This is a genomic window from Faecalibacter bovis (assembly GCF_017948305.1).
GTDB classification, from domain to species: domain Bacteria; phylum Bacteroidota; class Bacteroidia; order Flavobacteriales; family Weeksellaceae; genus Empedobacter; species Empedobacter bovis.
On sequence record NZ_CP072842.1, the window covers coordinates 1,506,586 to 1,525,220 of the forward strand.

33 protein-coding genes are annotated in these 18,635 nt (G+C 34.8%); 32 read left to right on the forward strand and 1 reads right to left on the reverse strand.

The window, feature by feature from the left end:
- Nucleotides 1–190 precede the first annotated feature (190 nt).
- From rpsL to rplQ, 32 genes are all read left to right on the forward strand, one after another.
- Entirely contained in the window at nucleotides 191–574 is a 384-nt protein-coding gene (gene rpsL, locus J9309_RS07230) for a 30S ribosomal protein S12 (protein ID WP_019974211.1), read from the forward strand.
- An 8-nt stretch (nucleotides 575–582) separates the two neighbouring features.
- Nucleotides 583–1,059 (forward strand): 30S ribosomal protein S7, encoded by a 477-nt coding sequence (gene rpsG, locus J9309_RS07235; protein ID WP_121933331.1) that lies wholly within the window; start codon nucleotides 583–585, stop codon nucleotides 1,057–1,059.
- 6 nt (nucleotides 1,060–1,065) lie between these two features.
- Entirely contained in the window at nucleotides 1,066–3,189 is a 2,124-nt protein-coding gene (gene fusA, locus J9309_RS07240; protein ID WP_230475239.1) for an elongation factor G, read from the forward strand.
- Nucleotides 3,190–3,201: 12 nt separating this feature from the next.
- Nucleotides 3,202–3,507, forward strand: coding sequence for a 30S ribosomal protein S10 (gene rpsJ / locus J9309_RS07245; protein ID WP_121933333.1), 306 nt, complete (start codon nucleotides 3,202–3,204; stop codon nucleotides 3,505–3,507).
- 242 nt (nucleotides 3,508–3,749) lie between these two features.
- Nucleotides 3,750–4,379, forward strand: coding sequence for a 50S ribosomal protein L3 (rplC, locus tag J9309_RS07250; RefSeq protein ID WP_230475240.1), 630 nt, complete (start codon nucleotides 3,750–3,752; stop codon nucleotides 4,377–4,379).
- Entirely contained in the window at nucleotides 4,379–5,008 is a 630-nt protein-coding gene (gene rplD / locus J9309_RS07255; protein ID WP_230475241.1) for a 50S ribosomal protein L4, read from the forward strand. Before rplC ends, rplD begins: the two co-directional genes overlap by 1 nt.
- Nucleotides 5,009–5,016: 8 nt before the next feature.
- Entirely contained in the window at nucleotides 5,017–5,301 is a 285-nt protein-coding gene (gene rplW, locus J9309_RS07260; RefSeq protein WP_177707791.1) for a 50S ribosomal protein L23, read from the forward strand.
- Between the two features lie 15 nt (nucleotides 5,302–5,316).
- Nucleotides 5,317–6,141, forward strand: a complete 825-nt coding sequence (rplB, locus tag J9309_RS07265; RefSeq protein ID WP_230475242.1) for a 50S ribosomal protein L2 — start codon at nucleotides 5,317–5,319, stop codon at nucleotides 6,139–6,141.
- A gap of 3 nt (nucleotides 6,142–6,144) precedes the next feature.
- On the forward strand, nucleotides 6,145–6,423 hold the full coding sequence (gene rpsS, locus J9309_RS07270) for a 30S ribosomal protein S19 (protein ID WP_121933338.1): 279 nt from the start codon (nucleotides 6,145–6,147) through the stop codon (nucleotides 6,421–6,423).
- A 9-nt stretch (nucleotides 6,424–6,432) separates the two neighbouring features.
- Nucleotides 6,433–6,849, forward strand: coding sequence for a 50S ribosomal protein L22 (gene rplV / locus J9309_RS07275; protein WP_230475243.1), 417 nt, complete (start codon nucleotides 6,433–6,435; stop codon nucleotides 6,847–6,849).
- Between the two features lie 4 nt (nucleotides 6,850–6,853).
- The gene (rpsC, locus tag J9309_RS07280; protein WP_230475244.1) at nucleotides 6,854–7,573 is read left to right on the forward strand and encodes a 30S ribosomal protein S3; all 720 of its coding nucleotides are present in this window, start codon (nucleotides 6,854–6,856) and stop codon (nucleotides 7,571–7,573) included.
- Between the two features lie 35 nt (nucleotides 7,574–7,608).
- The gene (gene rplP, locus J9309_RS07285; protein WP_230475245.1) at nucleotides 7,609–8,028 is read left to right on the forward strand and encodes a 50S ribosomal protein L16; all 420 of its coding nucleotides are present in this window, start codon (nucleotides 7,609–7,611) and stop codon (nucleotides 8,026–8,028) included.
- Nucleotides 8,029–8,052: 24 nt separating this feature from the next.
- Entirely contained in the window at nucleotides 8,053–8,241 is a 189-nt protein-coding gene (gene rpmC, locus J9309_RS07290) for a 50S ribosomal protein L29 (protein WP_230475246.1), read from the forward strand.
- Between the two features lie 16 nt (nucleotides 8,242–8,257).
- Entirely contained in the window at nucleotides 8,258–8,512 is a 255-nt protein-coding gene (gene rpsQ, locus J9309_RS07295) for a 30S ribosomal protein S17 (protein ID WP_121933343.1), read from the forward strand.
- Between the two features lie 8 nt (nucleotides 8,513–8,520).
- Entirely contained in the window at nucleotides 8,521–8,889 is a 369-nt protein-coding gene (gene rplN / locus J9309_RS07300) for a 50S ribosomal protein L14 (RefSeq protein ID WP_092907634.1), read from the forward strand.
- Between the two features lie 9 nt (nucleotides 8,890–8,898).
- Entirely contained in the window at nucleotides 8,899–9,213 is a 315-nt protein-coding gene (gene rplX, locus J9309_RS07305) for a 50S ribosomal protein L24 (protein ID WP_230475247.1), read from the forward strand.
- A 2-nt stretch (nucleotides 9,214–9,215) separates the two neighbouring features.
- The gene (gene rplE, locus J9309_RS07310; protein ID WP_230475248.1) at nucleotides 9,216–9,779 is read left to right on the forward strand and encodes a 50S ribosomal protein L5; all 564 of its coding nucleotides are present in this window, start codon (nucleotides 9,216–9,218) and stop codon (nucleotides 9,777–9,779) included.
- A gap of 3 nt (nucleotides 9,780–9,782) precedes the next feature.
- Nucleotides 9,783–10,052, forward strand: coding sequence for a 30S ribosomal protein S14 (gene rpsN / locus J9309_RS07315; protein ID WP_121933346.1), 270 nt, complete (start codon nucleotides 9,783–9,785; stop codon nucleotides 10,050–10,052).
- 239 nt (nucleotides 10,053–10,291) lie between these two features.
- On the forward strand, nucleotides 10,292–10,693 hold the full coding sequence (gene rpsH, locus J9309_RS07320; protein ID WP_230475249.1) for a 30S ribosomal protein S8: 402 nt from the start codon (nucleotides 10,292–10,294) through the stop codon (nucleotides 10,691–10,693).
- A 19-nt stretch (nucleotides 10,694–10,712) separates the two neighbouring features.
- Nucleotides 10,713–11,258 (forward strand): 50S ribosomal protein L6, encoded by a 546-nt coding sequence (rplF, locus tag J9309_RS07325; protein WP_230475250.1) that lies wholly within the window; start codon nucleotides 10,713–10,715, stop codon nucleotides 11,256–11,258.
- A 13-nt stretch (nucleotides 11,259–11,271) separates the two neighbouring features.
- Nucleotides 11,272–11,619, forward strand: coding sequence for a 50S ribosomal protein L18 (gene rplR, locus J9309_RS07330; protein WP_230475251.1), 348 nt, complete (start codon nucleotides 11,272–11,274; stop codon nucleotides 11,617–11,619).
- Between the two features lie 16 nt (nucleotides 11,620–11,635).
- Complete coding sequence (gene rpsE / locus J9309_RS07335) at nucleotides 11,636–12,160, forward strand: 30S ribosomal protein S5 (protein WP_394369278.1); 525 nt, start codon at nucleotides 11,636–11,638, stop codon at nucleotides 12,158–12,160.
- An 8-nt stretch (nucleotides 12,161–12,168) separates the two neighbouring features.
- Nucleotides 12,169–12,345 carry a 50S ribosomal protein L30 gene (rpmD, locus tag J9309_RS07340; RefSeq protein ID WP_394338556.1) on the forward strand — a complete coding sequence of 59 codons (177 nt, stop codon included), beginning with the start codon at nucleotides 12,169–12,171 and terminating at the stop codon, nucleotides 12,343–12,345.
- 30 nt (nucleotides 12,346–12,375) lie between these two features.
- The gene (gene rplO, locus J9309_RS07345) at nucleotides 12,376–12,834 is read left to right on the forward strand and encodes a 50S ribosomal protein L15 (protein ID WP_230475252.1); all 459 of its coding nucleotides are present in this window, start codon (nucleotides 12,376–12,378) and stop codon (nucleotides 12,832–12,834) included.
- 13 nt (nucleotides 12,835–12,847) lie between these two features.
- Nucleotides 12,848–14,221, forward strand: coding sequence for a preprotein translocase subunit SecY (secY, locus tag J9309_RS07350; RefSeq protein WP_230475253.1), 1,374 nt, complete (start codon nucleotides 12,848–12,850; stop codon nucleotides 14,219–14,221).
- Nucleotides 14,222–14,233: 12 nt separating this feature from the next.
- Nucleotides 14,234–14,449, forward strand: coding sequence for a translation initiation factor IF-1 (gene infA, locus J9309_RS07355; protein WP_121933354.1), 216 nt, complete (start codon nucleotides 14,234–14,236; stop codon nucleotides 14,447–14,449).
- 83 nt (nucleotides 14,450–14,532) lie between these two features.
- Nucleotides 14,533–14,649 carry a type B 50S ribosomal protein L36 gene (ykgO, locus tag J9309_RS07360; protein WP_013598490.1) on the forward strand — a complete coding sequence of 39 codons (117 nt, stop codon included), beginning with the start codon at nucleotides 14,533–14,535 and terminating at the stop codon, nucleotides 14,647–14,649.
- A gap of 12 nt (nucleotides 14,650–14,661) precedes the next feature.
- Nucleotides 14,662–15,039: a 30S ribosomal protein S13 gene (gene rpsM, locus J9309_RS07365; RefSeq protein WP_230475254.1), complete on the forward strand. Its 378-nt coding sequence runs from the start codon at nucleotides 14,662–14,664 to the stop codon at nucleotides 15,037–15,039.
- Nucleotides 15,040–15,049: 10 nt separating this feature from the next.
- Nucleotides 15,050–15,439: a 30S ribosomal protein S11 gene (gene rpsK / locus J9309_RS07370; protein ID WP_072928707.1), complete on the forward strand. Its 390-nt coding sequence runs from the start codon at nucleotides 15,050–15,052 to the stop codon at nucleotides 15,437–15,439.
- Nucleotides 15,440–15,484: 45 nt separating this feature from the next.
- Nucleotides 15,485–16,087 carry a 30S ribosomal protein S4 gene (gene rpsD, locus J9309_RS07375; protein ID WP_230475255.1) on the forward strand — a complete coding sequence of 201 codons (603 nt, stop codon included), beginning with the start codon at nucleotides 15,485–15,487 and terminating at the stop codon, nucleotides 16,085–16,087.
- Nucleotides 16,088–16,109: 22 nt separating this feature from the next.
- Nucleotides 16,110–17,102 (forward strand): DNA-directed RNA polymerase subunit alpha, encoded by a 993-nt coding sequence (locus J9309_RS07380; protein WP_230475256.1) that lies wholly within the window; start codon nucleotides 16,110–16,112, stop codon nucleotides 17,100–17,102.
- 10 nt (nucleotides 17,103–17,112) lie between these two features.
- Nucleotides 17,113–17,586: a 50S ribosomal protein L17 gene (gene rplQ, locus J9309_RS07385; protein WP_230475257.1), complete on the forward strand. Its 474-nt coding sequence runs from the start codon at nucleotides 17,113–17,115 to the stop codon at nucleotides 17,584–17,586.
- A 65-nt stretch (nucleotides 17,587–17,651) separates the two neighbouring features.
- Here the strand turns inward: rplQ and J9309_RS07390 are convergent, their stop codons facing one another.
- Nucleotides 17,652–18,569, reverse strand: coding sequence for a T9SS type A sorting domain-containing protein (locus tag J9309_RS07390; protein WP_230475258.1), 918 nt, complete (start codon nucleotides 18,567–18,569; stop codon nucleotides 17,652–17,654).
- Nucleotides 18,570–18,635: the final 66 nt, after the last annotated feature.

The window sequence follows — 18,635 nt, forward strand, 5'->3', positions numbered from 1 at the left end:
ATTTTGATAATTAATATCTAAAAATCAAAGCTAAATGTTAGATATTACTAAGGTGATTTGATTGTGAATATTTTCTTAAATATAAGAAAATCAAAAAAATAATTCGTTTATAGTTTGCAGGTTTAATATTTTTCGTAGTTTTGCAGACCCCAAAATGGGTTTAAATTAATTTTTAAAAAGGTAAATTAGTATGCCAACAATTCAACAATTAGTTCGAAAAGGTAGAAAAAAACTAACTAAGAAGAGTAAATCGGCTGCTTTAGAGTCATGTCCACAACGCCGCGGTGTTTGTACACGTGTTTACACAACTACTCCAAAGAAACCTAACTCAGCAATGCGTAAAGTTGCTCGTGTTAGATTAACAAATGGAAAAGAAGTTAACGCGTACATCGGTGGTGAGGGGCATAACTTACAAGAGCACTCGATAGTATTGGTTAGAGGAGGAAGAGTTAAAGACTTACCAGGTGTTCGTTACCACATTGTACGTGGAGCATTAGACACAGCAGGAGTAAACGGACGTACTCAGCGTAGAAGTAAGTATGGAGCGAAACGTCCTAAAGACGCTAAAAAATAATTTAAGAAATGAGAAAGACAAGAGCTAAAAAAAGACCTTTACTTCCAGATCCTAAATTTAACGATCAGTTAGTTACACGTTTCGTAAACAACTTAATGTACGATGGTAAGAAATCTGTTGCATTCAAAATTTTTTATGATGCATTAGAAATCGTTGATTCTCGTAAAGAAGATGCTGAAAAAACTTCGTTAGATATTTGGAAAGAAGCATTATCAAATGTAATGCCTCACGTAGAAGTACGTTCTCGCCGTGTTGGTGGAGCTACATTCCAAATTCCAATGGAAATCCGTCCAGATCGTAAGATCTCTACTGCAATGAAGTGGTTAATTTCTTATTCACGTAAGCGTAATGAGAAATCTATGGCACAAAAATTAGCAGGTGAAATCATCGCTGCTGCTAAAGAAGAAGGTTCTGCTGTTAAAAAACGTCAGGATACTCACAAAATGGCAGAAGCTAATAAAGCGTTCTCACACTTTAGATTCTAGTAAACGATGGCAAGAGACTTATTATACACTAGAAACATTGGTATTGCTGCTCACATTGATGCAGGAAAAACTACTACTACAGAGCGTATCTTATTCTATTCAGGTAAAAATCACAAAATTGGAGAAACTCACGAAGGGTCTTCAACTACTGACTGGATGGAGCAAGAAGCAGAACGTGGTATTACAATTACTTCAGCAGCTGTTACAGTTGCTTGGACTTTCCCTACAGAACAAGGTAAACCATTACCAGACGCTAAAGGGTACCACTTTAATATTATCGACACTCCTGGTCACGTTGACTTTACAGTAGAGGTAAACCGTTCTTTACGTGTTTTAGATGGTTTAGTTTTCTTATTCTCAGCAGTTGATGGAGTTGAGCCTCAGTCTGAAACAAACTGGCGTTTAGCTGATAACTATAAAGTTCCTCGTTTAGGATTCGTTAATAAAATGGACCGTCAAGGATCTGACTTCTTAAATGTTTGTCGTCAAGTACGTGAAATGTTAGGATCAAACGCTGTTCCTATCGTTTTACCAATTGGTGAAGAAGCTGACTTTAAAGGGGTTGTAGATTTAATTAAAAACCGTGCTATTGTATGGCATGATGATAATTATGGTTCGACTTTCGACGTTGTTGAAATCCCAGCTGATATGGTTGATGATGTAAAACAATACCGTGGTCAATTAATCGAAGAAGTTGCTGCATACGACGAGAATTTATTAGAGAAGTACATGGAGGACGAAAACTCTATTACTGAAGAAGAAATTCACGCTGCTTTACGTGCTGCAACATTAGATATGTCTATCATCCCAATGACTTGTGGATCTTCGTTCAAAAACAAAGGTGTACAATTCATGTTAGATGCTGTATGTCGTTACTTACCATCTCCAATGGACAAAGAAGCGATTCCAGGAACTGACCCAAAAACTGACGAGCCTACTTCAAGAAAGCCTTCAGTTGATGAGCCATTCTCAGCATTAGCATTTAAAATTGCTACTGACCCATTCGTAGGTCGTTTAGCATTCTTCCGTGCTTACTCAGGAGGTTTAGACGCAGGTTCTTATGTGTTAAATACTCGTTCTGGTAACAAAGAGCGTATTTCACGTATCTTCCAAATGCACGCGAACAAACAAGAGCCAATCGATCGTATCGAAGCTGGTGATATTGGAGCTGCAGTAGGATTTAAAGATATCAAAACAGGAGATACTTTATGTGATGAAAAAGCACCTATCGTATTAGAGTCTATGGACTTCCCAGATCCAGTAATTGGTATCGCGGTTGAGCCTAAAACTAAAGCAGACGTTGATAAATTAGGTATGGCTTTAGCTAAATTAGCTGAAGAAGATCCAACATTCCAAGTAAAAACTGATGAGGCTTCAGGTCAAACAGTTATTTCTGGTATGGGTGAGTTACACTTAGATATCATCGTTGACCGTTTAAAACGTGAATTCAAAGTTGAAGTTAATCAAGGTGAGCCTCAAGTAGAATACAAAGAGTCATTCTCAAGACCAGCTAACCACCGTGAGGTTTACAAAAAACAATCTGGTGGACGTGGTAAATTTGCTGATATCGTTTTCGAAATGGGACCAGCAGATGAAGGTAAAACAGGATTAGAATTCATTTCTGAAATTAAAGGTGGTAACGTTCCTAAAGAATTTGTACCTTCAATTGAGAAAGGATTTAAAGCTGCGATGAAAAACGGACCTTTAGCAGGTTTCGAAATGGATTCATTAAAAGTTATTTTAAAAGATGGATCTTTCCACCCTGTGGATTCTGACCAATTATCTTTCGAGTTAGCTGCTCAAATGGGTTACAAAGCTGCTGCTAAAGCTGCTGGTGCTCAAATTTTAGAGCCTATCATGAAGTTAGAGGTTTTAACTCCAGAGGAGAACATGGGAGATATCGTAGGTGACTTAAACAGAAGACGTGGACAAGTTTCTGGTATGGACGATAGAAATAACGCAAAAGTTATTAAAGCTATGGTACCATTAGCAGAGATGTTCGGGTATGTAACTTCTTTACGTACTTTATCTTCTGGTCGTGCTACATCGACTATGGAATTCGATCACTACGCTCCAGCACCTTCAAACGTGTCTGAAGCTGTAATCGCTAAAGCAAAAGGTAACGCTTAATTAAATTAAGAAATGAGTCAAAAAATCAGAATAAAATTAAAATCTTACGATTATTCTTTAGTTGACAAATCAGCTGAAAAAATCGTAAAAACTGTTAAAGCTACAGGAGCTGTTGTTAATGGGCCAATTCCATTACCAACTCACAAAAGAATCTTTACAGTTTTAAGATCTCCACACGTAAACAAAAAATCTCGTGAGCAATTTCAATTATCAGCTCACAAAAGATTATTAGACATCTACTCTTCATCTGCAAAAACTGTTGATGCATTAATGAAGTTAGAATTACCTAGTGGTGTTGAAGTTGAAATTAAAGTGTAGTTAATTGCACATTAATTAAAATATATTATAAACCTCGAGAAGTGCACATCTCGAGGTTTTTTTATTTGTTTTAAAATCAGGTTTCTTACTTAGTAAAATCACTGATTTAAAAATATTTAGCAATTTATTTGTGATTTGTGAAATAATTCATACATTTGCAAACTGATTTCAGGGAAGGTCTCTAGTAGTCGGAAGACTACATTCTCTAAAATATTTAATAAATAATAACATAAATTAATCAAATGTCAGGTATCATTGGTAAAAAGATCGCTATGACTAGTTTATTTGATGAGAACGGGAAAAACATTCCTGTGACTATCGTACAAGCTGGACCATGTGTGGTTACTCAAGTCAGAACCTTAGAGAAAGATGGGTATGTTTCTGCTCAACTTGGTTTCGATGACGCAAAAGAAAAAAACACGACTAATGCTTTAAAAGGTCACTTCAAGAAAGCTGGTACAACTCCAAAACGTAAGTTAGTTGAGTTTTACGGGAACGAATGGGTTGAGTCTTTAAACTTAGGAGATGTTGTAGGAGTTGATTTAATCAACGAAGGGGAATTTGTAAGTGTTACAGGTACTTCTAAAGGTAAAGGTTTCCAAGGTGTTGTTAAACGTCATGGTTTCGGTGGAGTAGGTCAAGCTACACACGGTCAACATAACCGTTTAAGAGCTCCAGGTTCTATCGGTGCTGGTTCTGATCCTTCTCGTGTATTCAAAGGAATGCGTATGGCTGGAAGAATGGGTGGTAAACAAGTTACTGTTCAGAACTTACAAGTTTTAAAAGTGGATACGGAACAAAACCTTTTAATTGTTAAAGGTGCTATCCCAGGTCCAAAAAGTTCATACGTAATCGTTAGAAGATTCAAGTAATGGAAGTAGTAGTATTAAACATAAACGGTCAAGAGACTGGAAGAACAGTTTCTTTAGACGAGACAGTTTTTGGAATTGAGCCATCTGCACATACTGTGTATTTAGAAGTTAAGCAATACTTAGCTGCTCAACGTCAAGGAACTCACAAAGCAAAAGAAAGAGCTGAAATTGCGGGATCTACTCGTAAAATCAAAAAACAAAAAGGTACTGGTACTGCACGTGCGGGATCTATCAAATCTCCTGTTTTCCGTGGAGGAGGTAGAGTTTTCGGACCACGTCCAAGAAACTACTCTTTCAAGTTAAACAAAGCTCAAAAGAGATTAGCTAAAAAATCTGTATTATCTCAGAAATTAGCTGATAACGAAATTAAAGTTGTTGAAAACTTTACATTCGAAGCGCCTAAGACTAAAGAATTCAAATCTATCTTATCTAACTTAGGATTAGAAGGTAAAAAATCTTTATTCGTAATGGGTGAAGCAAATAATAATGTATATTTGTCATCTCGCAATTTACAAAGAACTAAAGTTGTAACTACTTCTGAATTAAATGTTTTCGATTTAATCAACGCTTCTGAAATTGTATTTTTAGAAGGTTCTTTAGCGTCTGTACAAGAAAATTTAAGTAAATAAAACGAAAAATGGGAGTATTAATTAAACCAGTAATTTCAGAAAAAGCTACTAATAACAGTGAAGTATTAGGGCAATATTCGTTTTATGTAGATACAAAAGCTAACAAGATTGAAATCAAAAAAGCTATTGAAGCAGCTTACGGTGTGAATGTAGTTTCAGTTAGTACTTTAGTTTCTGCTCCAAAAGTGAAAACTCGTTACACTAAAACAGGTTTTCAAACTGGAAAAACAAATAAATTGAAAAAAGCGATCGTTAGCTTAGCTGAAGGTCAAGAAATTGAGTTGTTCGGATAATTTAAGAATTAAAAAATGTCAGTAAGAAAATTAAAACCTATCACCCCAGGACAACGTTTTAGAGTCGTTAATGATTTCGCAGCTGTTGATAAAAACGCTAAGCCTGAGAAAACATTATTAGAAGGAAAATCTAAATCGGGTGGACGTAACAACACTGGTAAAATGACAATGCGTTATATCGGTGGTGGACACAAACAAAAATACCGTATCATCGATTTCAAACGTGATAAAGAAGGTGCTGCAACTGTAGAATCTGTACAATACGATCCAAACAGAACTGCATTCATCGCTTTATTATCTTACGAGGATGGTGAAAAACGTTACATTATCGCGCAAAACGGATTAAAAGCAGGACAAGTAATTGTTTCAGCTGATTCTGCAGAGCCAGAGGTAGGTAACGCAATGAAATTAAAAAACATTCCTTTAGGAACTGTAATCTCTTGTATTGAGTTACGTCCAGGACAAGGAGCTGTTATGGCACGTAGTGCTGGTACTTATGCGCAATTAGTTGCACGTGATGGTAAATATGCTATCGTTAAGTTACCAAGTGGTGAAGTGAGAATGATTTTAGTGGAGTGTAAAGCAACAGTAGGTGTTGTATCTAACACAGATCATCAGTTAGAAGTTTCTGGTAAAGCGGGACGTTCTAGATGGCAAGGTCGTCGTCCAAGAACTCGTCCAATGGTTATGAACCCAGTAGATCACCCAATGGGTGGTGGTGAAGGTCGTGCGACAGGAGGTATTCCTCGTTCTCGTAACGGAATTCCAGCGAAAGGTTACAAAACTCGCGACAAGAAAAAAGCGTCTAACAAATATATTGTTGAAAGAAGAAAAAAATAATTTATGGCACGTTCATTAAAAAAAGGACCATTCATCCACTATAAATTAGAAAAGAAAGTTCTTGCTAATGTTGAATCAGGAAGCAAAAACGTTATCAAAACTTGGTCGAGAGCATCAATGATTTCTCCAGATTTCGTAGGTCAAACGATCGCAGTTCACAACGGGAAACAATTTATTCCAGTTTTTGTTACTGAGAATATGGTAGGTCATAAATTAGGTGAGTTCGCTCCAACACGTACTTTTAGAGGTCATGCCGGAGCTAAAAACAAAGGAAAAAAATAGTAAAAGGCCATGGGATCTAGAAAGAGATTAAGTAATGAAAAAATCAAAGAAGCTAAAAAAGAAATAGCTTCTGCGAAATTAAATAATGTTCCTACATCTCCTCGTAAGATGAGATTAGTTACTGATATCATCCGTGGGGTTGAAATTCAAAAAGCTTTAGGTATTTTAAAATACACTAAAAATCACGCATCTATCCGTTTAGAGAAATTGTTATTAAGCGCAATCGCTAACTGGCAAGTTAAAAACGAAGGAGCTGATATTGAAGAAGCTGGTTTATATGTAAAAACTATCTCTGTTGATAGTGCACGCCAATTAAAAAGAATTCGTACTGCACCTCAAGGTAGAGCACACAGAATCAGAAAACGTTCAAACCACGTAACTTTGGTTTTAGGAACTAAGGAAGATAAACAAAAAGTACAAGATTAAGAATATGGGACAAAAGACTAATCCAATCGGAAATCGTTTAGGAATCATCAGAGGATGGGATTCTAACTGGTACGGTGGAAACGACTATGGTGATAAAATTGCTGAAGATGCGAAAATTCGTACTTACTTAAGAGCACGTTTATCTAAAGCCGGAGTTTCTCGTATTTACATTGATCGTACTTTAAAATTAGTTACTGTAACTGTAACTACTGCTCGTCCAGGTATCATTATTGGTAAAGGTGGACAAGAGGTTGATAAATTAAAAGAAGAGTTAAAGAAAATCACTGGTAAAGAGGTTCAAATTAATATCTTCGAAATTAAGAGACCAGAATTAGATGCAATCTTAGTAGGTGATAGTATCGCTCGTCAAATTGAGAATCGTATTTCTTACCGTCGTGCAATTAAAATGGCAATCACTTCTGCAATGAGAATGAACGCTGAAGGTATCAAAGTTCAAATCTCTGGACGTTTAAACGGAGCTGAAATGGCACGTTCTGAAACTTACAAAGATGGACGTATTCCTTTATCTACATTCCGTGCAGATATTGACTACCACATTTCAGAAGCTCACACAACTTACGGTCGTTTAGGGATCAAAGTGTGGATCATGAAAGGAGAGGTATATGGTAAGAGAGAATTATCTCCATTAGTTGGATTACAAAAGAAACAAAAGAAATCTGACAACAGAAAAGGAGGTGAAAGATCTAATAATAGAAAGCGATAATTTAGTTTTAAACTAACATAAAGAATTAAGTAGATATGTTATCACCGAGAAGAGTAAAATTTAGAAAAACCCAAAAAGGTAAGATGAAAGGTGTTTCTCACAGAGGAACAGAATTAGCTTACGGGACTTTCGGGATCAAATCTTTAGACGAAGCGTTTATTACAGCTCGTCAAATCGAGGCAGCTCGTATTGCAGCTACTCGTTTCATGAAGAGAGAGGGTCAATTATGGATTAAAATATTTCCAGATAAACCAATTACTAAGAAACCAGCAGAGGTACGTATGGGTAAAGGTAAAGGTGCTCCAGAATATTGGGTAGCTCCAGTTCAACCAGGACGTATTATTTTCGAAGTAGGAGGTGTGCCATTAGAGGTTGCTACTGAAGCATTGCGTTTAGCGGCTCAGAAATTACCTGTTAAGACTAAGTTTATCGTTGCACGTGATTTCCAAAATTAATTAATTAAAAAAAATTAAGAAAAAATGAAAGCAGCAGATATCAGAAATCTAAGCGTAGAGGAGATTAAAGCTAAATTAGCTGAAGAACAAGCAAACTACGATTCGTTAAAATTAACAAACGCAGTTTCTCCTGTAGGAAATCCAATCGGTATTAGAGACTTACGCAGAACAATTGCACGTCTTCAAACTGTATTAAACGAAAAACAATCATAACAGTAATCTGTAACTGATGGAAAGAAATTTAAGAAAAGAAAGAATTGGTTTAGTTACTTCAAACAAAATGGATAAAACCATTGTAGTAGCTGAAACTAAAAAGCAAAAGCACCCATTCTATGGGAAATTCGTTGTAAAAACGAAAAAATATACAGCGCACGACGAATCTAACGAGTGTAACGAAGGTGACACTGTGCGTATCATGGAAACTCGTCCTTTGTCTAAAAACAAAAGATGGAGATTAGTAGAAATTATTGAAAGAGCTAAATAATATAAGTTATGTTACAACAAGAATCTAGATTAAAAGTTGCAGATAACACAGGAGCTCGTGAAGCATTAGTAATCCGCGTTTTAGGTGGTACTAAGAGAAGATACGCATCAGTTGGTGACAAAATCGTAGTTGCTATTAAAGATGCAACTCCAAACGGAAACGTTAAGAAGGGTGCTGTATCTAAAGCTGTTGTAGTTAGAACTAAGAAAGAAGTTCGTAGAAAAGACGGTTCATATATCCGTTTCGACGATAATGCTTGTGTATTATTAAATACTCAAGGTGAGATGCGTGGTACTCGTGTATTCGGTCCAGTAGCTCGTGAATTACGTGATAAAGAGTATATGAAAATTGTATCATTAGCCCCAGAGGTATTATAATATAACAACATGGCAAAGTTAAAAATTAAAAAAGGAGACAAAGTAGTCGTATTATCAGGTTCTTCTAAAGGACAAACTGGTACTGTGTTACGCGTATTCCCTGACAAAGCTAAAGCTATCGTTGAAGGGGTTAATATTGCAAAAAAACGTGTAAAGCCAAGCGCACAAAATCCACAAGGTGGAGTTGTAGAGAAAGAAGCTCAAATCTATTTATGTAAATTGGCTTTAGTTGATCCAGAAACTGGAAAACCAACGAAAGTTGCTGTCAAAGTTGAAGGTGATAAAAAAGTAAGAATTGCTAAAAAATCAGGTAAAGCTATCTAATCATGAGTACAACTAAATACACACCTCGTCCGCAGGTTAAATATAAAGAAGAGATTGTATCTGCTTTAATGGAAGAGTTTGGATACAAATCTATTATGCAAGTTCCTAAATTAGAGAAAATTGTTTTATCTCAAGGTTTAGGTGCTGCAACAGCTGATAAAAAAATCGTTGATTACGCTATCGAAGAGTTAGAATTAATCACAGGTCAAAAAGCAGTTGGAACTATCTCTAAGAAAGATGAGGCAGCTTTCAAATTACGTAAAGGAATGCCAATTGGGGCAAAAGTTACTTTACGTGGTGAGAAAATGTACGAATTTTTAGAGCGTTTAGTTTCAGCATCTTTACCTCGTGTACGTGACTTTAGCGGTATTTCAGCTACAGGTTTTGATGGTAGAGGTAACTATAACTTAGGTATCAAAGAACAAATCATCTTCCCTGAGATTAATATTGATAAAATCAAGAAAATTCAAGGTTTAGATATTACTTTCGTAACATCTGCTAACACAGATAAGGAAGCTAAATCTTTATTAACTAAGTTCGGTTTACCATTTACTAAAGAAAATTAAGCTATGGCTAAAGAATCAATGAAAGCGCGTGAGCGCAAAAGAGAGGCATTGGTAGCTAAATATGCTGCTAAACGTCAAGCTTTATTAGAAGCTGGTGACTACGATGCTTTACAAAAATTACCTAAAAACGCTTCACCAGTACGTTTACACAACCGTTGTAAATTAACTGGACGTCCAAGAGGATACATGAGAACTTTCGGGATCTCTCGTGTAACTTTCCGTGAGATGGCTAACGAAGGGTTAATCCCAGGTGTTAAAAAAGCTTCTTGGTAATCTACCAATAGTTTTATAAATATAAATCCTTACTCGCAAGAGTAAGGATTTTTTTATTTATACAGTTTTGTATTTTTTTGACTGTAAAACGGTTACTACAAACCAAAATAATTATTTTATTGGTTGATATAGTTTTATTTAAAAAAAAGATATATATTTGCAACCCAAATGCATAGTGCATTTTGGTCAAGTTTAATTTTAAAAGTAGGGCTTTAAGCTCTATACTATAGAATTATTTTATGTATACAGATCCAATTTCAGATTTTCTAACTCGTGTTAGAAATGCAATGATGGCGGGACACAAAGTTGTTGAAATCCCAGCATCAAAAATTAAAAAAGAGATCACTAAGATCTTATTTGAACAAGGTTACATCTTAAACTACAAATTTGAAGGACAAGATCAACCTCAAGGAACAATCAAAATCGCTTTAAAGTACGACAAAGTATCTAAAGAGCCAGCTATTCGTAAAATCAAGAGAGCTTCTACTCCAGGTTTACGTCAGTACGCAGGAGCAAAAGAATTACCTCGTGTATTAAACGGTTTAGGTATTGCTATTGTTTCTACTTCTAAAGGAGTAATGACTGACAAACAAGCTCGTCAAGAGAATGTAGGTGGTGAGGTATTATGTTTTGTTTACTAATATTTAAAAGCAAGTAATTATGTCAAGAATAGGAAAAGCAACAATAAATATCCCAACTTCTGCAACTGTAGAATTTGCTAACAATGTTGTAACTGTAAAAGGAAACAATATTGAGATGACTCAAACTTTAAAACAAGGATTCGAAGTTACTATCGAGGAAGGAGTTTTATCAGTAGTTCGTCCATCTGATTCTAAAGAAGATAGATCTTTACACGGATTATACCGCGCATTAATCAATAACATGATTATCGGTGTAACTGAAGGATTCAAAAAACAATTAGAATTAGTAGGGGTTGGATACAGAGCATCAAACCAAGGTCAGAAATTAGATTTATCTTTAGGTTTCTCTCACAACATCTTAATGGAAATTCCTGCTGAAGTAAAAGTTGAAACTTTAACTGAAAAAGGTAAAAACCCAATCATTACATTATCTTCTCACGACAACCAATTATTAGGTATGATCGTTGCGAAAATTAGAGGTTTCCGTAAGCCAGAACCATACAAAGGAAAAGGTATCAAGTTCGTAGGAGAAATTATTAGAAGAAAAGCAGGTAAATCTGCATAAAAATCATTGAAAAATGGCATTATCTAAGACAGAAAAAAGACAAAAAATAAAAAGACGCGTTCGTCGTAATATTTTTGGTACAGCTGAAAAACCTCGTTTATCAGTTTACCGTTCAAACAAAGAAATTTACGCTCAAATCATCGACGATAACTCAGGTGTAACTTTAGCTTCAGCTTCATCTCGTGAAGCAGGTGTTGAAGGAGCAAAAACTGAACAATCAACAACTGTTGGTAAAGCTTTAGCTGCGAAAGCAATCGCTAAAGGAATTGAAACTGTTGTTTTTGATCGTAACGGTTTCGTATATCATGGTAGAATCAAAGCTTTAGCTGAAGGTGCTAGAGAAGGTGGTTTAAAATTCTAAAAAAAGAAAAGAAATTATGTTAGGATTTAAAAACGTAGAAAGAGTAAAACCAACAGGTTTAGATTTAAAAGATCGTTTAGTTGGAGTTCAACGTGTTACTAAAGTAACAAAAGGAGGTAGAGCATTTGGTTTCTCTGCAATCGTAGTTGTAGGAGATGGTAACGGAGTAGTAGGTTACGGTTTAGGTAAATCTAAAGATGTAGCTTCAGCTATCGCTAAAGCAATCGAAGACGCTAAGAAAAACTTAGTACGTATTCCATTAGCAGGTAACACAATCCCTCACGAACAAGAAGCTCGTTTCGGTGGTGCGCAAGTATTCATCCGTCCAGCAGCAAAAGGTACTGGGGTAATTGCAGGTGGAACTGTACGTGCGGTATTAGAATCAGTAGGTGTTAAAGATGTATTATCTAAATCTAAAGGTTCTTCTAACCCTCACAATGCGGTTAAAGCATCTATGCGTACTTTATTAAGTTTACGTTCAGCTGAAACTATCGCTCGTCAAAGAGGTATTTCTGTAAGTAAAGTGTTCAACGGTCAATAATTATTATCATGAAAGTAAGAGTAAAACAAACACGTAGTGCTATCAACCGTGATAAATCACAAAAAGCAACTTTAGTAGCTTTAGGATTAAAGAAGTTGAATCAAGTAGTTGAACACGAATCTACACCTCAAATTGAAGGGATGATCCGTAAAATTCAACACTTAGTAGTTGTAGAAAGAGCTTAATCGCTTTAACCTTTTAAAACATTTTTAAAAATGAATTTAAGTAATTTAAAACCAGCAGCTGGTTCAGTAAAAAATAAATTCCGTAAAGGTAGAGGTGAAGGTAGTGGAAACGGTTTAACTGCAGGTCGTGGACACAAAGGTGCTAAATCTCGTTCTGGTTATTCAAGAAAAATCGGATTCGAGGGTGGACAAATGCCTTTACAAAGACGTTTACCAAAATTTGGTTTCAAAAACATCAACCGTGTTGAGTACAAAGGAATCAATTTAGATACTATCCAAACTTTAGTTGATAACAACAAAATTACGGATACATTAAACAAAGAAACTTTAGTAGAGTTAGGATTAGCTCACAAAAACGACTTAGTTAAAATCTTAGGTCGTGGTGAATTAACTGCTGCTGTTACTATTACTGCTGATAAATTTACTCAAACAGCTCAAGAAGCTATTGAGAAAGTTGGTGGTAAAGTTGAATTAATTAACGCTAAGTAATATTTTTTTATAGATGAAAGGGTTTATTCAGACCATAAAAAATATCTGGAGCATAAAAGAATTAAAGGAAAAGTTATTATTAACTTTTCTTTTAATTCTGGTTTATAGATTTGGTTCTTATATTCCGCTTCCAGGTGTCGATATTAACGAAGTAAATCGTTATGTTGCAGACCAAGCAAGTGCAAGTTCTGGAATTTTAGGATTATTAAACTCTTTTACCGGAGGTTCTTTTAGTAGAGCTTCCGTTTTGGCGTTAGGTATAATGCCATATATCTCTGCATCAATTGTAGTGCAATTAATGGGATTAGCTGTACCTTATATACAAAAACTACAAAAAGAGGGGGAAAGCGGTAGAAACAAAGTAAATCAAATTACTCGTTGGTTAACAATCGGGATCTGTTTAGTACAGGCACCAGCTTATCTAACATTAGTTACATCGCAAATTTTACCTTATGACCCTTCATCACAGTATGCATTTTATTTAGTTCCACCATCGAACTTTTGGTTCTGGTTTCCTTCAGTAATCATTTTAATTACAGGAACAGTCTTTTCGATGTGGATGGGAGAAAAAATTACAGACAAGGGAATTGGTAACGGGATTTCAATCTTAATTATGGTTGGTATCTTAGCTGATTTACCTCGTGCTATTTTAAATGCATTCGAAACTGATGCAAGTGGAGGAATCTTCTTCTTGTTAGAAATGTTAGGTTTAATCATTGTTATTGCATTATGTATTATGATTGTTGCAGCTGTGCGTAAAGTACCTGTACAATACGTAAGAAGAGCTCAAACATCAAGTAGTTCGTATATGAGATCTGTTACAGATTCTGTACGTTCTTACATTCCTTTAAAAGTGAATGCTGCTGGTGTAATGCCTATTATCTTTGCACAAGCAATTATGTTTTTACCTGGTACGCTAGCAAGTTATGTTTTAGAGGACGACAGTGCACTAAAACAATTTTTTACCAAAATGGCAGATCCATTTACGTTAGAGTATAATTTAATCTTCGGATTCTTAATTATTATCTTCACATATTTCTATACAGCGATTACAATTCCTGTAAACCAAATGGCTGAAGACCTTAAACGTAACGGGGGAATTATCCCAGGAATCCGCCCAGGTAAAGAAACTGCAGATTTTTTAGATGAAATTTTATCAAAAATTACGTTACCTGGAGCAATTTTATTAACTTTGCTTGCTGTTTTACCAGCGATCGTAAAATTATTAGGTGTTGATCAAAATTTAGCTATGTTCTTCGGAGGTACATCAATGTTAATTATGGTTGGTGTTATTCTTGATACTGTGCAACAAATCAATACATATTTATTAAATCGTCGCTACGATGGATTAATGTCATCAGGTAGAACGTCAAGTGATATGGCTTAATTTATATAAAAAATGGCTAAAACAAAACATATAGAACAAGACGGAACTATTACAGAATCATTGTCAAATGCAATGTTCCGTGTTGAATTAGAAAATGGGCATGTCGTGACATGTAATATTTCTGGTAAGATGCGTATGCACTATATTAAATTATTACCAGGAGACCGAGTGAAAATCGAGATGTCTCCGTATGATTTAAGTAAAGGGCGCATTTCATATCGTTACTAATAAATTAAAGATATTAATAATGACTGGAGATAGAGTTAATAGGCGATATTAGCTCTATCGGATTATAGATAAATTTTATAAAGATGAAAATTAGAGCATCCATTAAAAAGAGAAGCGCTGACTGTAAAATTGTACGTCGTAAAGGACGTTTGTATGTGATCAACAAAAAGAATCCTAAGTTTAAACAAAGACAAGGTTAATTATTTAGAATTATGGCAAGAATTTCAGGTGTAGATTTACCTAAAAACAAAAGAGGGGTAATCGGACTTACATACATTTACGGTATTGGTAGAAGTACAGCTTCTAAAATTTTAGCTGAGAATAATATCTCAGAAGATACAAAAGTTAGCGAATGGACTGACGAGGAAATCAATGGTATCCGTACGTCAATCAACGACAACGTTAAAGTTGAAGGGGAATTACGTTCAGAAATCCAATTAAACATCAAACGTTTAATGGACATCGGATGTCAAAGAGGTATTCGTCACAGATTAGGTTTACCTTTACGTGGTCAAAGAACTAAAAACAACTCACGTACAAGAAAAGGTAAAAAGAAAACAGTTGCTAACAAGAAAAAAGCCACTAAATAATAAGTAGATCATGGCAAAAAATCAAAAAGTAGTTAAGAAAAGAAAAGTAGTTGTTGAAGCTACTGGACAAGCTCATATTCAAGCATCGTTCAACAATGTTATTGTTACATTAACTAACAAAAACGGTGAAGTAATCTCTTGGTCTTCTGCAGGTAAAATGGGATTCCGTGGTTCTAAAAAGAACACTCCATACGCTGCTCAAGTAGCTGCTCAAGATGCTGCAACAGTAGCATACGAAGCAGGTTTAAGAAGAGTTAAGGTATTTGTTAAAGGACCAGGTCAAGGTCGTGAGTCTGCTATTAGAACTATTCACAACGGAGGGATTGAAGTTTCTGAAATCGTTGACGTTACTCCATTACCACACAATGGATGTCGTCCTCCTAAAAAGAGAAGAGTATAATTTATTTTTCTTTATTTAAACATTTAATTTTAATAGTAAAAAATCATGGCAAGATATACAGGACCAAAAACTAAAATTGCAAGAAAATTTGGACAACCAATTTTCGGAGATGATAAATCTTTTGAGAAAAAGAAATACGCTCCAGGGCAACACGGGCCAAACAAAAGAAGAGCTAAAAAATCTGAGTATGCTATCCAATTAGCAGAAAAACAAAAAGCTAAATATACATACGGTATCTTAGAGCGTCAATTCGCTAACTTATACAAGAAAGCAAATGCATCTAAAGGTATTACAGGTGATGTTTTATTACAATTATGTGAGTCTCGTTTAGACAATGTAGTTTACCGTTTAGGTATTGCTAATTCTCGTGCTTTCGCTCGTCAATTAGTTTCTCACAAACACGTTACTGTTAACGGTGAAGTTGTAAATATACCATCTTACCAATTAAAAGCTGGTGATGTTATTGCAGTTAGAGAAAAATCTAAATCTTTAACTCCTATCACTAACTCTTTACACGCACGTAAAGAATATGATTGGTTAGTTTGGAATGATGAGCAATTATCAGGAACTTTCACAAAAGCTCCAGAAAGAGTTCAAATCCCAGAAGATATTAAAGAGCAATTAATCGTCGAGTTATATTCTAAATAAACCTTAAAATCAGACTAATAAAATGACTATTTTAAATTTCATCAAACCTGACAAGGTAATCTTAGTAGAATCTGATTCTAACTTTGGACAATTTGAATTCCGTCCATTAGAGCCAGGATACGGGATTACTGTTGGAAATGCTCTTCGTAGAGTATTACTTTCTTCATTAGAAGGTTTCGCAATTACTTCAATTAAAATTGAAGGAGTAGAGCACGAATTTTCAACAATTCCAGGAGTAGTGGAAGATGTTACAGAGATCATTTTAAATCTGAAAAAGGTTCGTTTTAAGAAACAAATTGATGAATCAGATGCTGAAACTGTAACTGCTACTATCTCAGGGCAAGATCAATTAACAGCAGGTGATTTAGGTAAGTTTATCTCGGGATTCCAAGTATTAAACCCTGAATTAGTAATCGCTAACTTAGATTCAAAAGTGAACTTGACTATCACTTTCACAATTGAGAAAGGTAGAGGATACGTACCAGCTGAAGAGAATAAAAAGGCTTCTGCGCCAATTGGTACTATAGCAATCGATTCAATTTACACTCCTATAAAGAATGTAAAATATGCAATTGAAAACTATCGTGTAGAACAAAAAACTGATTATGAAAAATTAGTTTTAGAAATTACTACAGATGGTTCTATAACTCCACAAGATGCTTTAACTGAAACAGCTAAAATCTTAATTCACCACTTTATGTTATTCTCTGATGAAAGAATCACTCTTGAAGCAGAAGAAGTAGCATCTGGTGAGACTTACGATGAAGAAGCATTACATATGCGCCAATTATTAAAAACGAAATTGGTAGATATGGACTTATCAGTAAGAGCATTAAATTGTTTAAAAGCAGCTGAAGTTGAAACATTAGGCGAATTAGTTTCTTTCGCAAAATCTGACTTAATGAAATTCAGAAACTTCGGTAAGAAATCACTTACTGAATTAGAAGAATTGGTGGACAGCAAAGGTTTAAACTTTGGTATGGACATCGCAAAATATAAGTTAGACGTAGAATAATTTTATTACAATGAGACACGGAAAAAAATTTAACCATTTAGGTAGAACAGCTTCTCACAGAAGAGCGTTATTATCTAATTTAGCTATATCGTTGATTACTCACAAACGTATCAACACTACAGTAGCAAAGGCTAAAGCGTTACAAACGTATATCGAGCCTTTATTAACAAAGTCTAAAACAGACGATACAAACAACCGTCGTGTTGTTTTCTCATACTTACAAAACAAAGAAGCCGTTACTGAATTATTCAGAACTGTAGCTCCTAAAATCGCTAACCGTCCAGGTGGATACACTCGTATCATCAAGACTGGTTTCCGTTTAGGTGACTCTGCTGATATGGCTATGATCGAGTTAGTTGATTTCAACGAAATCTACACTAACGCGAAAGTTGAGAAGAAAGCTACAACACGTCGTGGACGTAAGAAAGCAACTGAGACTGTAGAGGAAACTCCTGCAACTCCAGAAGCTACTGAAGAAGCTTAATCTTAATCAGATTATAGATAATAAAAAAGGACTCCATTTGGAGTCCTTTTTTTATAGCTGTAAGATTATTTTTTGATGAATTTTCGTGTAATTACTTTTCCATCTTTTAAAGTAATTTTAGCTATATAATTACCTTTAGTCAGATGTTTTAAATCAATAGTTGTGTTTTCTTGTTTAGCCACTGATCTACCAAGTAAATCCATGATTTCTATTGAAGAAACTTCACCGTTAAAATTAATATTTAATTGATCTTTAACTGGATTTGGAGTAATTAATAATTGATTAGCTACAATGTCATTAGTTGATAAATGATCATTTATTTTGAAATTATCGTAGTAAGCACTACCACCATAGTTATTATGTAACATTGTAATTCCTTTAATTTCAGTCTGAGTGAAATTATCAGTAGTATATACTAATTGATTATTAAAATAGTATTTAATTTCCTCAGAAGAAACTTCTATTTTAACATTATGCCACGTGTTTAAAGCAAAGTTTGCTGCATCATCTGCATATTCAAAATCGTAATCAACGCTTGTCGTTACATAAACATAACCACGATTTTCAAAACCAATTCCTACAACTGGAACGTAATTTGCTTCCGCATCAATTCCGTATAAGTTAAACTCGAAATCAGCACCATTTCTTTGCGTTATAAAGATATCATAAGAGATAGTGAAATTATTGTAATCGTAAGGAGTATCAAATGTTTTACTCGCTCCGAAAATAGGAAACCATTGAGGATTGTAATCGTCTTGATGTCCATTTTTATAAGAGTTATCTCCATCTTTCTTTTGTTCATTTGTTACAATCTGATTAGATAAAAAGTTTCCTTGATTATCATCTGTAATTTCCCAATTATTTTGAGTATTTAAAGATCCTAATGTATATCCTTCGTGAGCTTCAAAAGAGATGTATTCTTGTCCAAAAACGAATGTTTGTGCCATTAAAAGACCTAATGAGTAGTAAAAATTTTTATTCATATTTAATGTATTAAGCCGATAAAAATACAAATACAATAAGGAATAAAAAAATCCTTCGCATTGAAG

Coding starts and splice junctions, on each gene's coding strand:
- rpsL (WP_019974211.1), top strand. CDS start 191: ATGCCAACAATTCAACAATTAGTTCGAAAAGGTAGAAAAAAACTAACT.
- rpsG (WP_121933331.1), top strand. CDS start 583: ATGAGAAAGACAAGAGCTAAAAAAAGACCTTTACTTCCAGATCCTAAA.
- fusA (WP_230475239.1), top strand. CDS start 1,066: ATGGCAAGAGACTTATTATACACTAGAAACATTGGTATTGCTGCTCAC.
- rpsJ (WP_121933333.1), top strand. CDS start 3,202: ATGAGTCAAAAAATCAGAATAAAATTAAAATCTTACGATTATTCTTTA.
- rplC (WP_230475240.1), top strand. CDS start 3,750: ATGTCAGGTATCATTGGTAAAAAGATCGCTATGACTAGTTTATTTGAT.
- rplD (WP_230475241.1), top strand. CDS start 4,379: ATGGAAGTAGTAGTATTAAACATAAACGGTCAAGAGACTGGAAGAACA.
- rplW (WP_177707791.1), top strand. CDS start 5,017: ATGGGAGTATTAATTAAACCAGTAATTTCAGAAAAAGCTACTAATAAC.
- rplB (WP_230475242.1), top strand. CDS start 5,317: ATGTCAGTAAGAAAATTAAAACCTATCACCCCAGGACAACGTTTTAGA.
- rpsS (WP_121933338.1), top strand. CDS start 6,145: ATGGCACGTTCATTAAAAAAAGGACCATTCATCCACTATAAATTAGAA.
- rplV (WP_230475243.1), top strand. CDS start 6,433: ATGGGATCTAGAAAGAGATTAAGTAATGAAAAAATCAAAGAAGCTAAA.
- rpsC (WP_230475244.1), top strand. CDS start 6,854: ATGGGACAAAAGACTAATCCAATCGGAAATCGTTTAGGAATCATCAGA.
- rplP (WP_230475245.1), top strand. CDS start 7,609: ATGTTATCACCGAGAAGAGTAAAATTTAGAAAAACCCAAAAAGGTAAG.
- rpmC (WP_230475246.1), top strand. CDS start 8,053: ATGAAAGCAGCAGATATCAGAAATCTAAGCGTAGAGGAGATTAAAGCT.
- rpsQ (WP_121933343.1), top strand. CDS start 8,258: ATGGAAAGAAATTTAAGAAAAGAAAGAATTGGTTTAGTTACTTCAAAC.
- rplN (WP_092907634.1), top strand. CDS start 8,521: ATGTTACAACAAGAATCTAGATTAAAAGTTGCAGATAACACAGGAGCT.
- rplX (WP_230475247.1), top strand. CDS start 8,899: ATGGCAAAGTTAAAAATTAAAAAAGGAGACAAAGTAGTCGTATTATCA.
- rplE (WP_230475248.1), top strand. CDS start 9,216: ATGAGTACAACTAAATACACACCTCGTCCGCAGGTTAAATATAAAGAA.
- rpsN (WP_121933346.1), top strand. CDS start 9,783: ATGGCTAAAGAATCAATGAAAGCGCGTGAGCGCAAAAGAGAGGCATTG.
- rpsH (WP_230475249.1), top strand. CDS start 10,292: ATGTATACAGATCCAATTTCAGATTTTCTAACTCGTGTTAGAAATGCA.
- rplF (WP_230475250.1), top strand. CDS start 10,713: ATGTCAAGAATAGGAAAAGCAACAATAAATATCCCAACTTCTGCAACT.
- rplR (WP_230475251.1), top strand. CDS start 11,272: ATGGCATTATCTAAGACAGAAAAAAGACAAAAAATAAAAAGACGCGTT.
- rpsE (WP_394369278.1), top strand. CDS start 11,636: ATGTTAGGATTTAAAAACGTAGAAAGAGTAAAACCAACAGGTTTAGAT.
- rpmD (WP_394338556.1), top strand. CDS start 12,169: ATGAAAGTAAGAGTAAAACAAACACGTAGTGCTATCAACCGTGATAAA.
- rplO (WP_230475252.1), top strand. CDS start 12,376: ATGAATTTAAGTAATTTAAAACCAGCAGCTGGTTCAGTAAAAAATAAA.
- secY (WP_230475253.1), top strand. CDS start 12,848: ATGAAAGGGTTTATTCAGACCATAAAAAATATCTGGAGCATAAAAGAA.
- infA (WP_121933354.1), top strand. CDS start 14,234: ATGGCTAAAACAAAACATATAGAACAAGACGGAACTATTACAGAATCA.
- ykgO (WP_013598490.1), top strand. CDS start 14,533: ATGAAAATTAGAGCATCCATTAAAAAGAGAAGCGCTGACTGTAAAATT.
- rpsM (WP_230475254.1), top strand. CDS start 14,662: ATGGCAAGAATTTCAGGTGTAGATTTACCTAAAAACAAAAGAGGGGTA.
- rpsK (WP_072928707.1), top strand. CDS start 15,050: ATGGCAAAAAATCAAAAAGTAGTTAAGAAAAGAAAAGTAGTTGTTGAA.
- rpsD (WP_230475255.1), top strand. CDS start 15,485: ATGGCAAGATATACAGGACCAAAAACTAAAATTGCAAGAAAATTTGGA.
- J9309_RS07380 (WP_230475256.1), top strand. CDS start 16,110: ATGACTATTTTAAATTTCATCAAACCTGACAAGGTAATCTTAGTAGAA.
- rplQ (WP_230475257.1), top strand. CDS start 17,113: ATGAGACACGGAAAAAAATTTAACCATTTAGGTAGAACAGCTTCTCAC.
- J9309_RS07390 (WP_230475258.1), bottom strand. CDS start 18,569: ATGAATAAAAATTTTTACTACTCATTAGGTCTTTTAATGGCACAAACA.